Below are 15,347 nucleotides of genomic sequence, written 5' to 3' on the forward strand. Positions count from 1 at the left end.
CAAAAACGACGTCTATAGACGTCGTTTTTTATTTCTATATTACAATAGTACTTGGTAAGAAATACTGCTGTGTGAAACAAATAGGTTTTGTATTAATAGGAGGAAATATGATTGATTTTATTGTCCTCAAAATTCCACCTAACGAGCATGCGGCCATCCTCATAAAGCTAAAAAGATTCACATCTAAGCAATTTCATTGTAACAAACGCAGAAGTAATAGTAGGTCAAGATTTTCTCTCATTATTAACTGGCAGTAAAAACCCCTCACTTCTAAATTTGAGTGATTCAAGGAGGAGAAGGTGAGGGGATAATGAACTGTCCGTAAAAGTTAAGATACAACTCGCATTATCTTATCATTACTTTTTTAAGTTAACTGCTGAAAAGTTTTCTAACACTGGTAAAGTACGTTCTTCTTCAATCATTGCGTGTCCACATAGAGGGCAATTTGGATTTTCGTCAGATTTAAAATTATCCCTCATCCAACCATTGCAATCATCGGAAGCACAAGTCCATATTTTTAAATTTACTTCGGGCGGTTTTTCGACTTGCTGTTGAAATCTCATTTACTCACATCCTTTAGTAAGGAGATTTAGTACTACATATATTATACACTTTTTTCCTAACAATATGTTGATTAGTTAACAAATTCCTTCCAGAATTAGAATGTTGTTTCTAAAAACTAGAAGTGGTTTACTTTATTTTTGCTTAGGAATTTATAAAATTCTTGTACTGTGGATAAGCGCACGACATCCAGTGCCTAGCCCCTCTTGGGTCTACAGCCACTTTTGAATTGAAGATAAAAAACACCTTCTATTCAAAATCGTCTTATTTGCCCGAGGCTGATCAAGGCGCTTGCTCTTTTGTTCTTGTCATTTAACTTCAATCAAGTCAGATACAGCAACTTGTGTTCGTTCCTCAAGTGGTCCTCTTAAATGACAAGTAACTAATTCTTGATCTTCATGTAATTCATCAATCCAAATTGAGCTTCCGTTATACATGACTTTGACATCCGCAGAAGATGAGAGAATTTGTTTTACTCGAATAATATCCATATAAAAAACCTCCTAATAAAATCATCATTCTATTATTTACATAGACCATGTAATTTATGTACGAGAATTATTTTAAAATGTTATTTTGGATGCTTATTATGGGAGCAAGTTTTCTATAAGATATTTAACGCCAATCCGGTACGTTTCAAAAAATCTACTTAGAAGAGCAAACAAGCTTATTAATAACGATCACATATTTTTCTAATCCCAGTAAAAAATGATGTAACAGACTATACATAAGTCAATGGAATCATGAAAGTTTAAAATGGAAACGTTATCAAATTAGTCACTGTCACTAAATATAATCTTTTCTAGTACAGTCTATCACCATACCATCTTTAGAACATAAATTGTAATTGTGTTAATTAAACTATGAATTTTTCAAAACTCATAGCGCAAGTTTGTAAGAAGGAGGTGCAAGAAATGGGAACAGGGAATACTAACTGGAAAAAAGACTTTGATAAGGCTGTAGCTCTTCACAAAAAGGCGATAAATGGTGATAAGCAAGCAGCCCAGAAGGCGTATGAAACGTTGAAGAACATTAAATTCCAAGTAAATAATCATTCACTAGTTGAGGCGTACTTTGGAAGCTCATCAGCATTAATCGCAAGAGATAGTACTGATTTAACAGATAAAACGAACTATGCAAAAAGAGGTATGAAAGCTCTAGATCAGGCAATTAAGTTAGATGGAAATAATGTTGAGATTCGTATGTTAAGAGGAAATGTTGCCTATCGCTTACCTGAAGTCTACTTTAAACGTACGAAAACGGCTATAGAAGATTTTCAATATCTAATCAAAGCATTCGAGGGAAACAATCGAGATATTTCCAAAGAACAATATTATGAGATCTTATTAAAGTTAGGTGCATCATATAAAACTGTAGGTAACTCTCAACGTGCAGAGGAAACATGGAATAAGCTATTGAGTTTAAATAATAGCAAATATAAAACGCTTGTAGAAAAAGCTAAATCAACTGGAGGTGAGTAATTGTGGGATCTTACAAAAAATCACAATTACGACAACAGATACTAACAACATTAAGCAAATCTAATCCCTATAGTATGAAAGAAAATGCTGCTGTTAGTAAATCAGATAAAAAACAAACACAAGTAAAAAATCAAGACGCTGCATTTATTCCAGCGACAGTGCAGAAGCACGCTCAAGAACGGGTAATTGAACTAATAGAAAAAGTCGTTAAAGAACCTATTGATGTTTCAGTTCCAGTACATTTACAAGAAGATATTCAAACATTAGTACTAGAACTATTAGAATTAATCGTTCCGGGTTCAGCACAAGAACAAAATGATTCAGAAAAAACACAATCAAAGAGTAGCAATTCGACGAAATCGAAAAAAAATAAAAATTATACAAATAGCTTTTCTACCTCAAATCAGGTCAAGGAAAAGCAAACTGAAAATCTACATTTTCAACCAAAATCAACTCCTAGCAAAGCTACTTCATCACAAAATGGAGCTTTAAGAGATGCAATTAAACTTCACGAAGAAGGCATAAAAGGGAACAAACAATCAGTAAAAAATGCAATATCCGCATTTAAAGACCTTGCAAAACAGCAAAAAAACAATTTGGAAATTAAAGCTTATTTAGGAAGTGCTACCACTTTACTAGGCAGGGATGCAAGTAGCGTTACAGATAAGATGAAATACGCATTAGAAGGATTGAAGATTTTAGACGGGGTTGTTCAGGAAGCTCCTAATTTAGTCATCGCTAGAGTGTTAAGAGGGAATGTTTCTTATCGACTTCCTGAAATGTACTTTCAAAGAACGAGCACTGCGATAGAAGACTTTTCTTTCCTTGTTTCTGCATATGAAAAGGACTCATCTATTTTAAATGAAGATGAATATGTAGACATATTAAAAAATGTTATTGATGCTTGCAAGCGAACAAATCAATCAGAAAAAGCATCTATGTTTCAATCAAAATTAAAGAATATCAATAATGTCGGAAGCAATGTCCCGGTTAACGCAAATAACAGTAACGAAGCTTCAAGCAAAACGTCAAAAACAGAAGGAAAAGCTAATGGACTAACAGATGAGGCAATTCTTATGCATCAAAAAGCACTAAATGGCGGTCCTACAGAAGTACAAAGAGCAATTGACTTCTTTGAAAGCTTTGTCTTAACGAATACAGCACCTGAAGTAGAAATGGCTTATTTGGATGTCCAATCAATGTTAGGAAGAGACTCAAATAGCACATTTGAAATGTTTGGCTCAGCAATTAAATCGATGAAAGCAATGGATCGTCTAATAAATGAAAATCCAGCAAATCCTCAACTTCGACTAGTCAGAGCAAAACACAGTTTACGTTTACCAGAAAATTTTTTTAGACGCTCTGCGATAGCAGTAAGTGATATTGAATTTCTGTTAACAGAATATGACAAGGAACCAGATTCATTAAATGAAGAAACGTATCAACAGCTATTATTTGATTTAGGATGTGCCTATGAAAAGCTTGAGATGATAGAGGAAGCAAAAGAAGCATGGAATAAACTATCGCAAACTAGCCCTAGTAATGGGATTCAGCAATTAGTGAACGAGAAACAAGAGCAATATAGTTATAAACAGAAGAAACTGCGCGTACTTTCACAAGCAACGAAAGATAAATTTTATGCGGAGGCTAAAGAATTGCATGCTTTAGGTGCAAAAGGAAATAAACTGGCTGCTAAACAAAGTTTAGAGGCTTGGGGAAAAGCACAGCAAGCGTACCCTGATTGTGAAGTTGCGAACACATATTTTGCGGCATCAATAGCACTGGTAGGTAAGTATGCAAGTGATCCACAGGAAATGTTTGGCGAAACAATGAAAGCATTAAAGTTGTTAAAAACATCCATTAAGACCGATAATCCAGAATTGAAATTTTTACGAGGGTCTATATACAGTGTTTTACCAGAAGGTTTCTTCCATTCTAGTAATCTTGCAATTAGAGACTTTTCTGGTGTTAGAACAGCCTTTGAACGACATCATGAAAATCCTCCGATCTCAAAAGACCAATATGTCAAATTATTGTTTGATTTAGGTCATTTATATAAACGAACCCATCTCTTGGATAAAGCTGAGAAAACATTTAAAAAGCTAGTAAAAGTTGCACCTAGCTCCAAATATGCTCAACTCATCGAAAGACAGGAGGGAAACCCAGAAACATGAGCTCGTTATTTGAAGACAAACTGAAAAAAGTAAATTTGCCTGCTACCATTGACCGTTTTTTAAACGGGAACCCACATCCAGATAAGATGTCAGAGCAACAAATTAATGAATATCATCTTGCATCTTTACAAGAAATTGTAAATAAGGCATATGAAAAAAATGAATTTTACCGTCAAAAGCTCGATGAAGTAAATATGAAACCGAACGATATCATGCAATTAAGTGACTTAAGTAAATTACCATTTTTGACAAAGGATGAGCTAAGAGGAAACCCATATATCCTCTTAACATGTGATAAAAAAGAAATTGCACTTGTTCAAGTATCAACTGGTACGACAGGTGGAGAAGAGATTTATATGATGTATACATGGAATGATTACTACTTGCACGATTTAGCACCGAGGTATCCAGATTTATTTTCAGTAGATCCTGGTGATGTTTGTTTAAATGCTCTTCCATATGAAATGAGTGCTGCTGGTTTGGCTTTTCATAAAACGTTTATGGAAGGTTGTGAAGCAACAGTCATTCCGGCTGGGAAGGGTGGAGCATATTCAACTCCTAAGAAAACATTAAAATTGATAAGAGATCTCTTACCAAATGTTGTGATAACAACACCTTCATGGGCGATGTTATTAGCTGAAGAGGCTAATGAGCAAGAGTTTGATTTAACATCGTTACAGTTAAAAAAGTTATGGATTACTGGAGAGGGTTGTTCTCCGGCATTTCGCAGCCGCCTAGAAAAACTATGGGGTGCGACTGCTAACTTCTTTTACGGAAGTCTTGAATGTGGAGTTTTAGGAATTGAATGTGATGATCACGATGGGTATCATGTCACTCAAGGGCACGCCATTCTTGAAATTGTTGATCATAAAACAGGAGAGCCACTTGATGAAGGGGAAATTGGTGAAATCGTTGTAACAAGTGCACTTCGCTACGACACACCAATTTTACGTTTTCAAACAGGTGACTTAGGCTATATAGAATCAGAAACATGTTCGTGTGGGGTAACAATGCCGAAATTTTATCTTCGAGGCAGAGTAGTGGATCAAATTCTCTACAACGGCACAACACTATCTCCATTTTACCTTGAGGAATTTTTAATGCGTGAGCCTGAAATAGGTAACTGGTTTGAATTTGTTTTAAATAAAGAAGGCGACAATGAAGTTATAAACGTTCGATGTGAGCTTGCAGCTGACATTGAGCCTTCAGAGCATCTGGCAGATTCATTAGCAAGTAAGCTTGAATTTGCTTCTGGAATCCCATTTTCATTTGAATTTGTTGAAAAACTACCACGTCCAACAGGAAAAACAATTCGTGTTGTTTACAAATAGAGGTGAAAAAATTGATCATTGATGCACATGCGCATTTATCAAATACAGATTACGGAAATACAGAATCATATATAAAGATGATGAAAGATGCAGGTATTGATCAAGGGGTTGCGGTTCCTGGAGCAATGTTGGATGTTCGAAAAATGACAGATTATATTACTGGTAAAGCAAAACCAGACAATCCTATCCCGGATAATCAATACGTTGAAAAAGCAATCAAGGGTAATAAAAATATAAAGGGATTTATCTGTATAAACCCTCATGACCAAGATGTAGATCAACAACTTGAAAAAGGTCGAGAGCTTGGCTTTTTAGGCTTAAAACTATCTCCTTTATCACATCAGTTTTCATTTGCATCGAAAGGAATTCAAAGCTTAGCGTCTCTCTGTGGGGATTATGGTTTTCCAGTATATTCGCATGTTGTCTACAGTCCTGGTGCATCAACTACTAAGTTCATACAATTAGCTAAGCGATTTCCTCAGACAAATTTTATAGTTGGTCATATGGGATTTGGTCCGGCTGACCAAGAAGCTGTTGAGGCGGTAAAAACCCTTCCTAATTTTTATTTAGAAACATCAACAGGTAATTATCTTCACATTCAAGAAACGATTAAGAAAATTGGCGCGTCAAAAGTGATTTTCGGTTCAGAATATCCATTATCACATCCAGCGATTGAATTGGAAAAAATTTTAAAACTTCCGTTAACAGATCGTGAACGTGAGCAAGTATTAAGTGAAAATATTAAACATCTTCTACAGATGACATAAAGGGTGTGTTTAGTTGGACGCACAAGAGAAGTTATCCTCGTTAAATGATGTGCTTAAATATGCAAAAACCTCAACCTTTTATGCTAAACGTTTACCACATCTCCCATTACGCACACTAGCGGATATTAAGCAGATTCCGATCACAACTAAAAATGATTTAAGACAGCATTCACCTTTTGGGCTATTGCCAAACGCTGCAGAGTCATTGGCGCAGTATCATGAATCATCGGGTACGACAGGTCGACCCGTAGCAATCTGGTATAGCGAAACAGACCTTGATGAAATATCGAATCAAATTGCAACAAATGGATTTAAATTCAAGGAAAAAGATATTGTTCTCATCCGCTTTCCGTATGCACTATCAACGATTTCCCATTTCATTCATCAAACGGTACAAAAACAAAATGGTTGCGTCGTACCAGCTGATAGTCGCACAACGGTTACACCAATGCCAAAGGTGATCGATTTATTACAAACGTTACATGTAACCGTGCTTGCATGTAATTCACTTCAATCAATCATGCTCGCTGAGGTAGCGGAAATGAATAACTTGAATCCTAAAACTGATTTTCCAGCATTAAGAGCGATATATACAGCGGGTGAGCCATTAACACCATTTCGTCGAGCATTAATCGAAGATATTTGGGGCGTCCCTGTATTTGATAACTATGGAATGACAGAAGCTGGGACGATCATGGTAGATTGCTCGTTTCAGCAATTGCATTTGTTTGAGGAGTGTTTTCATGTAGAAGTTTTAGAGGATGATTTACAAACAGCGGTAAAGGATGGAGATTGCGGCAATTTAGTGGTGACCACGTTACGAAAACGAGCAACGCCTATGATTCGTTATTTAACTGGTGATATTGTGCAAGTAAATCATCATCCTTGTAGTTGTGGTTCTGGCTGTTCATACCAAATTAGGGGAAGAAAAGATGAAATGTTAACAATCAATACTGTTAGATTTGATTTATATGCAATTGAGAAAATGATATCTCGATTACCTGCAAGACGATTTTGGACAGTTGGTAAATGGAACAATCACCTCTATCTATTTATCGAAAAAGAATCTGATCATGATATGGTGTCAAACGAGTATGTTGAAACTCTTAAAGCAACATTTGAAATTGGCCTCTCAATCCTCTTGTTAGAAAAAGGAACATTGTATGATCGACATGAATCTTTATCATTCGGAATGAAAGCGAAGCCTCGTTATTATTTAACAGATCAAGAGACAGAAAGCTTATTAAAACAAATTATAAACCCCTAGTTGGAAGGAGCAAGTAAAAAATGCAACAAAAAGAAAGGCAAGTATGGTATGACGGTAGAGAAGTTTCAGTTGAAAATATGGATATTTGGGAGTTAATTAACCATTCACCAATTGACAAGGTTGTTGTTTCCCTGCAACAGCGACAAGGTGGATATTTTCCGCAAAAAATGTCATTTATTACAGAAGTAGCGAACACGGATGAGCTTGAACAAGTACCTTTAGGAGACGTCGTATTTTCTAACAATCAAGAAATTTTAGCAAATGCGAAAAAACTAGGCTACCAAACGTGTATTTTTTATTCAGTAGATGATCGAGTCATGTTAGAACGTGTTTCAAGAGAAGCAAGTGAGTATGATTTCGCTGCCGTAGATTTTGACTTACCAACAAACATTCCACTTGAATTAATTATTGCTAGATTAGAAGAAAGCAACACAGTATTACTACGAGCTGTAAATACAGCTATTGATACAGAAATTGCGTATGGAACCCTTGAGAAAGGTAGTGACGGTGTTCTATTTGCTACAACAGATGTTGATGAGGTGAAGCGACTAACTGCCTATATGTCGAAGCTTTCCTCAGAAAATTTGAAGCTACATCCGATGGTTGTGACTGAAGTTAAGCATGCTGGAATGGGTGTACGTGCATGTATTGATACGACAGGGATTATGACGCAAGATGAAGGGATGATAATTGGCTCGACATCTGGTGGCGGTCTATTTGTCTGCTCTGAAACACATTATCTTCCATATATGAATTTAAGACCTTTCCGTGTAAATGCTGGTGCAATTCACTCCTATGTATGGCAGCCAGACGATGCAGCTGAATATTTAAGCGATTTAAAGGTTGGCGATAAAGTACTATGTGTGAATACGAAGGGTGAAACGCGTATTCTTACTGTTGGTCGAATGAAAACAGAAGTACGTCCAATGTTATTAATAAAAGGAACGGTTGGAAATCGAGAGCTGAATGTCATTGTTCAAGATGATTGGCATATTCGAATTATGAGTGCAGATGGAAAGCCTCGCAATGCTTCAACAATTAAACCTGGTGATGAATTACTTTCCTATGTATGTGAACCAGGTAGACATGTTGGGGTTAAAGTAAACGAAACGATCATTGAAAAATAAAATGGGAGGCAAAAATTTATGTCGGGGAAAGAAATACGATTTAAAAAACTATATCATCATTCTGATAAATTATTAATTGTCCCGATGGATCATGGAATTACGATTGGTCCTGTAGTGGGTTTAACTGAGATTAATGAAACAGTAAAGGCAGTGTTTGAGGGCGGAGCAGATGCGGTCGTTGTTCATAAAGGACTTGTCCGTTATTTAAAAGATACACTCGGATCCAATAAAGGAGAATTAATTATTCATTTGTCTGCTTCAACTTCGTTAGCACCTGAAGCACAAGCAAACCGGAAAGAAGTTGTTTCATCTGTGGAGCATTCAATTCGTTTAGGTGCAACAGCTATTTCGACACATGTAAATTTAGGATCACCCTTTGAAGCAGATCAGTTAAGAGATGTTGGAATGATTGCTGAAGAATGTGATAAATGGGGCTTACCGTTGCTTGCGATGATGTATGTACGTGATGGCTCAAAAGATCATGAATTTGATTCAGTACGAATTCGGCATGCAGCCCGAGTTGCCGAAGAACTAGGTGCTGATATCGTAAAAGTAAATTACAGTGGATCAGCAGAATCATTTAAAGACGTAATAACTGGTGTGAAAATTCCTGTGTTAATTGCTGGTGGCGAAAGATTATCATCAAGTGGTGATTTGTTATCGATGGTTGACGATGCAATCAGTGCTGGTGCTAACGGTATCTCGATTGGCAGAAATATTTTTCAAGATGAAAACCCAGCAAAGCTTTGTGCGGGTATTCGTTCTATTCTCGATCAATAATTATCTTGAAAGGATGAACAGATTAATGTTCATCCTTATTTCTGTTTCGAGGGTAAAGTTCAGCTAACACCTAACCATCATTAATGGATGGACGAAACTTCAACTAATAAGAATTTCGAGTAAAAGGAAATAAGTTTCAATCATGTATTCATTTTGAAGATTAAGCCATACTAGGATGGTGGAAAAAACTACTAGTGAAACTGGAGGGAAAAAACAATGCTAAAAAAAATAGTATTGGCAACAGCGATTTTTTTATTAGCCATTCCGTCTATATCTTATGGACAAATCAAGACGTTTAAAGAACCACCTTTTGAATTTTATAAAGTTTCAAAAGGGGATACTTTTTGGTACATAGCGCAACGATATGGCTTGGATTATAAAAAGCTAATGCAGCTAAACCCTACAATCGAACCGACAAATATGCATGTCGGAGAGGTTATTCGTTTAAAGGCATCTGCCTCAAGTCCTAGCAGCTTTGAAGAACAGGTTGTCCAGCTAGTCAATCAACAAAGAGCTAAAGCAGGATTAAAATCACTTACTCACAGAGCAGATGTGAAAAATGTCGCACAGAAAAAAGCTCAGGACATGATTAATTCTAATTATTTTTCTCACACAAGCCCAAACTATGGTTCGCCATTTGATATGTTAAAAACTTTTGGAATTAGCTACTCATATGCAGGAGAAAATATCGCAAAGGGACAAAAAACACCACAAGAGGTAATGAACGCATGGATGAACTCTTCTGGCCATCGCGCAAATATTTTAAAACCGGAATTTGATGCAATTGGTGTAGGCTACTATCATGGGGCATGGGTTCAAATGTTTATTAAAGGGAGATAGGATAACGATAACCAAATGTGGCTGACACATAGGGTAATTAATTCACTTTTGAGGTACCGGAAAAAACATAAAGAGTAAAGAAGTTAAAAGCAGTAGATTTCGAATAGAAAATCTTACTGCTTTTAGCATGTATTAGTGATGTGAAATTCTTTCAATTATAAAATTAGTATAAAAATAAAAGAGATGAAAATAGTCTCTCATTTCGCTAGGTCAGTTCACTTCACTTCTTAGCTTTTTATAGTTCAAACAATAAAGTTTTGCTTGTAATTGACTAATGTCTATTTTGTATTTTTTTAGAAGCTGAAAAAATACGTAACGGTTTCTGTTTGAGTCAATATTAATCTCCTATACAGTATGAGTTTTTAGACTTGTTTTCCAATGGACAAGCATCTTGCTCCTGCACAAACTTGGCCTTGATATTATATAGCTTTATCGTTGCTAGTCACCACATTAACTTCGCTTGAAAGATTATTTTTCGAATTAAGCCCTACTGATGCAAAGATACCTAAAACAGCACAGACAATTATATACATGAATGCGGATACATATAACCCATTAAAAACTTCAATTAAATATCCCATAATCATTGGTGCAAGAAATGCTCCAATCATTCCGCCAAGATTAATCATCCCAAATGTAGACCCAATAACGTTCTTTGAGAATATTTTATGCGGGAGACCAAAAATGGTAGCCACAATTGGGCCATGAAAAAACATACATATAGCTTGATACGTAATGACTAGCGAAACAGACGGTGCGTTAAATAACAAATACAGAGATACAATCATGATGATAAAGCTTACAATTGAAAGATATTTTTCTTTTCCGCTTAATAAAGACTTGATAAGTTGTCCACCAATAATAACACCTACAGCGCCAGCAAGTGCCGGAATTGACGTAAGCATACCCATAGACATCAAATCAAGACCTCTAACATCTACAAGATAAGGAGGCATCCATGAAATGAGTCCCCATACGACAGTACTTACTCCAAACCACATAATGGCTAACTGCCAGCTTGTCCTAAGTTTTAAAACATCTTTAAAAGAAGCTTTTTGAGCCGTTTCTTCATCAGCTTTTTCGACCTGCATATTTTTCGGATTTAAATAATACCAAAGTAAAGCTGCAACGAAAATACCCAATATACCTATGGCAATAAAGAGGTTCTGCCAACCTATCCACACAAGTAACGGCGTAGCAATTAAAGGAGCAATCACTCCACCAAGTGAATTGGAAGACATCATGATCGTCTGGGCACTAGTTCGCTCTGCTTTAGGAAAGACATCAGCTATTGCTTTGGAGCTTGCTGCAGGATATCCTCCTTCTCCGAGACCAAACATAAAACGAATGATAATCATAGACATAAGGGACCAGGCCATTCCTGTTAAAACTGTAAATAATGACCAAAACAAAATAGCAATAGCAATTACTTTTCTGGATCCGAATTTATCAGCAAGCCAGCCGCCAGGCAATTGCATTAAAGCATAGCCAGCAAAAAAACTGCTCAACACAATACCCATAACAGACGGGCTAAGATTAAAATCTTTTGCAATTTCCACAATCCCAACATTCATTGCCATCCTGTCAAGATAAGATAAACACCATCCTAAAAACAGTAGTGCAAGAATCATATGCCTCTTTTTATTATTAATTTGGTTGTTTTGCAAAGTGATGCCCTCCTCCTAAATTTACATATTAACGGAAAGTCAAACAGAATACTTTTTCTTACGTATATTAATGTGAGTTGTTTAAGTAATCGAAAACGAGTGAAATAAACATTTTTCCAGCTAGAATAATAGACTGCTCATCAACATCAAATTTCGGGTGGTGATGAGGGTAGACAGCTTGAATAGCAGGATTCATTCCTCCTACATTAAAAAATGCACCCGGCTTCTCTTTTACATAGTAGGAAAAATCCTCCATCGCCATCTGTAAAGAGGACTCTGAAATATTTTCTTTTCCTACAATCTTTTCACCAATGCATTTAACGCGAAGTGCTTCTTCCGAATTGTTGCATACAGAAGGATAGCCGTATTCATACGTTACTAGACACTCGGCACCTGCTCCGCTGCAAGCTGCCTCTGCTATTCTTCTAATATTCTTTTCACAAAGTTCCCTTGCTTCCTCTGAAAAAGTGCGAACGGTTCCAGATAAGGTTACTTGATCGGGTATAATATTAAAGCTACTTGCACCATCAAACGAACAGACCGTTACAACAGCAGGATCAGTCGTATTTATCCGGCTTGCGGTTATTTGCTGGATATTTGTTACAATTTGGCTCCCGATGAGAACTGGGTCAACCGCGAGATGTGGGGAAGATCCATGTCCACCTTCTCCTTTTATAACAATTTCAAACTTATCGCCAGCTGCCATCATATGTTCTTCTTTAAAAAGAATTTGACCTACAGGCAGGTTCGACAAAACATGCGCTCCGTAGACCACATCGACATGATTAAGGCACCCATCCTCAATCATTGCTTTTGCACCCCCTGGAATAACTTCTTCTGCGAACTGGTGAATAAACATTACATTGCCTTGAAGATGTTCCTTGACTTTGCTGAGGGCATAAGCTGCTCCAAGTAGTGAAGCAGTATGAATATCATGTCCACATGCATGCATGATACCTGGTATTTTTGATTTATAGGGAACTGTCTTTTCATCCTGAATGGGTAGTGCATCAAAATCAGCACGAAGCGCAACCGTTTTTCCGGGTTTTGCGCCTTTTAATAAGGCAGTGACGCCTCGTCCTCCCACTCCAGTTTTTACTTCAAGGCCACACTCTCTTAAATAGTTTGCAATGATTGTCGGAGTTCTTTCTTCTTCAAATGACAATTCTGGGTACATGTGTAAGTCTCGTCTAATATTAACGAGATCTTCGAATTTATTTTCTAATTCCTTATAGGCTATCTTTTCCACTCCGGTTTCTCCTCCTTTTCTAGAAAACGCTTTCAATCAGATTGATATTTCCGCTTCCTTTTATTTATCTAAATATTATATAATTTCAGATAGATTGGTCAATGTGGAATTAAACAATGTTTGTATATATTCAATGTGGAATTAAACAATGGGGGTAGGAAATATGGAAAGAAAAGAAGGACTTCTTCAACAAATAGGTTTCGATAATCAAAAGGCACAGTATCATGTAATAAATTTAATAGAAAGCTTTCGGGCAATGAACTCGACTCTTGAATTGGATGAAGTTTTGAAAAAAATTATGCATTTCGCATTAAATATAGTAGAAACAGCAGAGGCAGGATATATACAAATGTATGATGAGCCTTCGGATAAACTGATTATAAAGGCATATGTTGGCTTTAATAAAAACATTAGCCTCTTTAAAGTGAATATAGGTGAGTCTATAACAGGGAAAGTTTTTAGAGATGGCTGTGTAAGGCTTATTACCACAAGGAAAGAGATTTATGAAAGTATGGGTGATTTAAGTAAAGAAAATTTTGACTGTATTGATAAGGCACACTATAAAAACGAACATATTAAGTCTATTTTATCTGTTCCTGTTTCATTTGGAACAAAACGGATTGGTGTTATGACACTTCATTGTTTTGATGTAGAAGATGGTCTCAGCGAAACAGATATTCTCCTTTTACAAAGTTTCGCTTCTCAGGCAGCTATTGCACTTCATAATGCTAATCTCCATACAGAAGTACAGAAAACCTTAGATGAAGTCACCCATTTATCACAAAGGCTAAAAGAAACAAATGCAATGTTAGAAAAGAGAACAGACATTCACAATCTCCTTACTGGATTGTCGGTTCAGAAAAAGGGCCTGAGTGTTATTATTTTAGAAATGAATAAACTGATGGATATTGATTTTGTCTATGCAGATTATCTTGAGGGAACGATTGTTCCTAAGCGCGATAAGAATTTAGCCAAAAGTCTAGATGATCTATTTTTTCTCTTTACTAATAAAACGAAAGCAGCTTATGTATCAATCTGTGACAAGGCTCAAAATGATTACTACATTTATCCGATTAGGTCGGGTTCCATTTTTTTAGGTTGTCTGATTGCAGAAGGAAGCTCTCCTCTATCACAAATCGATAGCCTAATCATCGAACAGGGAGCTCCTATTCTGTCTCTTGAAATTATGAAACTTCGATCACAGACTGAAATCATGTATAAGAAAACCTATGAAACATATCAACAGTTTCTAAAGATAAAAAATCCACAGCAGGCTGAGATTGCTGCAAAGGAATTAGGGATTCATCATCATTATTTTCTCCAAACAGCTTTAATTGAATTAGATGGTAACGTCGATTTACATTCTCTTGAAAATGATGCACTACTTCTGTTAACGCATCTGAAAGAGAAAATAACAGTAGAAAATAGCCTTCTATTTAGCTACAATAACAAAATTACTTTTTTTTCTTCTACCCGCAATGTTGTCCACGAAGACTATTTTACAGAGGTAATTGAAAGCAGTATTAAATGGTGGAACGAACAATTTACGGTAATAGCTCGGGGGGGAATCAGCACAGGCTATTACCATTTTGGTCAAGCGGAAGAAAATCATTTAAAAGCAGAGAAAGCCCTTCTTCACTTGAAAAAACAAAAGAAAAAAGGCATTGTACATTACAGGAATATTGGAATCAGTAGCCTTTTTTTACATCATCCACCAGAAGAAATCGATTCATTTCTGCGTGAGACGTTTTCAAGATTATGGACAGGTCAGGAGAAAAACGATGAACTCTTGCATACACTTTTCACGTATATACAGAATAATCGTTCGATGAATTCTACTGCCAAGGAACTTCATATCCATGCCAATACGCTCTATCATCGCATAAAAAAAATTGAGGATATTCTAGGTATGGACTTTAACAATTATGAGGATTATCTAAAAATACAGTTGGCAGTCTATCTTTATAACACTTTTTTGGTTCATTAACAAAGTAGGGAAACATAGTTCTTATAATTGGTATTTTCTATTCATTTGAAGTCGATAGATTTATCAAAAAACGTCATCCTTTCTGATCATTTCACAAAAAGAATAGCGTTTTGAGA

13 protein-coding genes are annotated in these 15,347 nt (G+C 36.2%); 9 read left to right on the top strand and 4 right to left on the bottom strand.

The window, feature by feature from the left end:
- Nucleotides 1-356: 356 nt before the first annotated feature.
- Both K9V48_RS03130 and K9V48_RS03135 read right to left on the bottom strand, forming a co-directional pair.
- Nucleotides 357-563: a cold-shock protein gene (locus K9V48_RS03130; RefSeq protein WP_224136838.1), complete on the bottom strand. Its 207-nt coding sequence runs from the start codon at nt 561-563 to the stop codon at nt 357-359.
- A gap of 306 nt (nt 564-869) precedes the next feature.
- A complete protein-coding gene (locus K9V48_RS03135) occupies nt 870-1,052 on the bottom strand; it encodes an H-type small acid-soluble spore protein (protein WP_224136839.1) in 183 nt (60 codons plus the stop codon).
- Nucleotides 1,053-1,475: 423 nt separating this feature from the next.
- Between K9V48_RS03135 and K9V48_RS03140 the strand changes: the two genes are divergently transcribed.
- The 8 genes from K9V48_RS03140 (at nt 1,476) to K9V48_RS03175 (ending at nt 10,328) form a co-directional block, all read left to right on the top strand.
- Nucleotides 1,476-2,042 carry a tetratricopeptide repeat protein gene (locus K9V48_RS03140; protein ID WP_224136840.1) on the top strand — a complete coding sequence of 189 codons (567 nt, stop codon included), beginning with the start codon at nt 1,476-1,478 and terminating at the stop codon, nt 2,040-2,042.
- A 2-nt stretch (nt 2,043-2,044) separates the two neighbouring features.
- Nucleotides 2,045-4,216, top strand: a complete 2,172-nt coding sequence (locus tag K9V48_RS29370) for a tetratricopeptide repeat protein (protein WP_224136841.1) — start codon at nt 2,045-2,047, stop codon at nt 4,214-4,216.
- On the top strand, nt 4,213-5,547 hold the full coding sequence (locus tag K9V48_RS03150; RefSeq protein ID WP_224136842.1) for a phenylacetate--CoA ligase family protein: 1,335 nt from the start codon (nt 4,213-4,215) through the stop codon (nt 5,545-5,547). The genes K9V48_RS29370 and K9V48_RS03150 overlap by 4 nt, the downstream gene beginning before the upstream one ends.
- Before the next feature lie 11 nt (nt 5,548-5,558).
- A complete protein-coding gene (locus tag K9V48_RS03155; protein WP_224136843.1) occupies nt 5,559-6,314 on the top strand; it encodes an amidohydrolase family protein in 756 nt (251 codons plus the stop codon).
- A 13-nt stretch (nt 6,315-6,327) separates the two neighbouring features.
- Nucleotides 6,328-7,581: a phenylacetate--CoA ligase family protein gene (locus tag K9V48_RS03160; protein ID WP_224136844.1), complete on the top strand. Its 1,254-nt coding sequence runs from the start codon at nt 6,328-6,330 to the stop codon at nt 7,579-7,581.
- A gap of 20 nt (nt 7,582-7,601) precedes the next feature.
- Nucleotides 7,602-8,708 carry a 3-dehydroquinate synthase II domain-containing protein gene (locus K9V48_RS03165; protein WP_224136845.1) on the top strand — a complete coding sequence of 369 codons (1,107 nt, stop codon included), beginning with the start codon at nt 7,602-7,604 and terminating at the stop codon, nt 8,706-8,708.
- A gap of 18 nt (nt 8,709-8,726) precedes the next feature.
- Entirely contained in the window at nt 8,727-9,488 is a 762-nt protein-coding gene (locus K9V48_RS03170; RefSeq protein ID WP_224136846.1) for a 2-amino-3,7-dideoxy-D-threo-hept-6-ulosonate synthase, read from the top strand.
- A gap of 216 nt (nt 9,489-9,704) precedes the next feature.
- The gene (locus K9V48_RS03175) at nt 9,705-10,328 is read left to right on the top strand and encodes a CAP domain-containing protein (RefSeq protein ID WP_224136847.1); all 624 of its coding nucleotides are present in this window, start codon (nt 9,705-9,707) and stop codon (nt 10,326-10,328) included.
- Nucleotides 10,329-10,747: 419 nt separating this feature from the next.
- Here K9V48_RS03175 and K9V48_RS03180 read toward each other — a convergent pair whose 3' ends face one another.
- Complete coding sequence (locus K9V48_RS03180; RefSeq protein ID WP_224136849.1) at nt 10,748-11,995, bottom strand: MFS transporter; 1,248 nt, start codon at nt 11,993-11,995, stop codon at nt 10,748-10,750.
- Between the two features lie 67 nt (nt 11,996-12,062).
- The gene (locus K9V48_RS03185; protein WP_224136851.1) at nt 12,063-13,244 is read right to left on the bottom strand and encodes a M20 metallopeptidase family protein; all 1,182 of its coding nucleotides are present in this window, start codon (nt 13,242-13,244) and stop codon (nt 12,063-12,065) included.
- A gap of 163 nt (nt 13,245-13,407) precedes the next feature.
- On the opposite strand from K9V48_RS03185, the gene K9V48_RS03190 reads away from it, so the two are divergent.
- Nucleotides 13,408-15,231 (top strand): helix-turn-helix domain-containing protein, encoded by a 1,824-nt coding sequence (locus tag K9V48_RS03190; RefSeq protein ID WP_224136853.1) that lies wholly within the window; start codon nt 13,408-13,410, stop codon nt 15,229-15,231.
- The last annotated feature ends 116 nt before the right edge of the window (nt 15,232-15,347 follow it).

This window comes from Metabacillus rhizolycopersici (assembly GCF_020075705.1).

Excerpts from the sequence above, each read along its gene's own strand:
- K9V48_RS03130 (WP_224136838.1), bottom strand. The coding sequence starts at position 563 with ATGAGATTTCAACAGCAAGTCGAAAAACCGCCCGAAGTAAATTTAAAA.
- K9V48_RS03135 (WP_224136839.1), bottom strand. The coding sequence starts at position 1,052 with ATGGATATTATTCGAGTAAAACAAATTCTCTCATCTTCTGCGGATGTC.
- K9V48_RS03140 (WP_224136840.1), top strand. The coding sequence starts at position 1,476 with ATGGGAACAGGGAATACTAACTGGAAAAAAGACTTTGATAAGGCTGTA.
- K9V48_RS03150 (WP_224136842.1), top strand. The coding sequence starts at position 4,213 with ATGAGCTCGTTATTTGAAGACAAACTGAAAAAAGTAAATTTGCCTGCT.
- K9V48_RS03165 (WP_224136845.1), top strand. The coding sequence starts at position 7,602 with ATGCAACAAAAAGAAAGGCAAGTATGGTATGACGGTAGAGAAGTTTCA.
- K9V48_RS03170 (WP_224136846.1), top strand. The coding sequence starts at position 8,727 with ATGTCGGGGAAAGAAATACGATTTAAAAAACTATATCATCATTCTGAT.
- K9V48_RS03175 (WP_224136847.1), top strand. The coding sequence starts at position 9,705 with ATGCTAAAAAAAATAGTATTGGCAACAGCGATTTTTTTATTAGCCATT.
- K9V48_RS03190 (WP_224136853.1), top strand. The coding sequence starts at position 13,408 with ATGGAAAGAAAAGAAGGACTTCTTCAACAAATAGGTTTCGATAATCAA.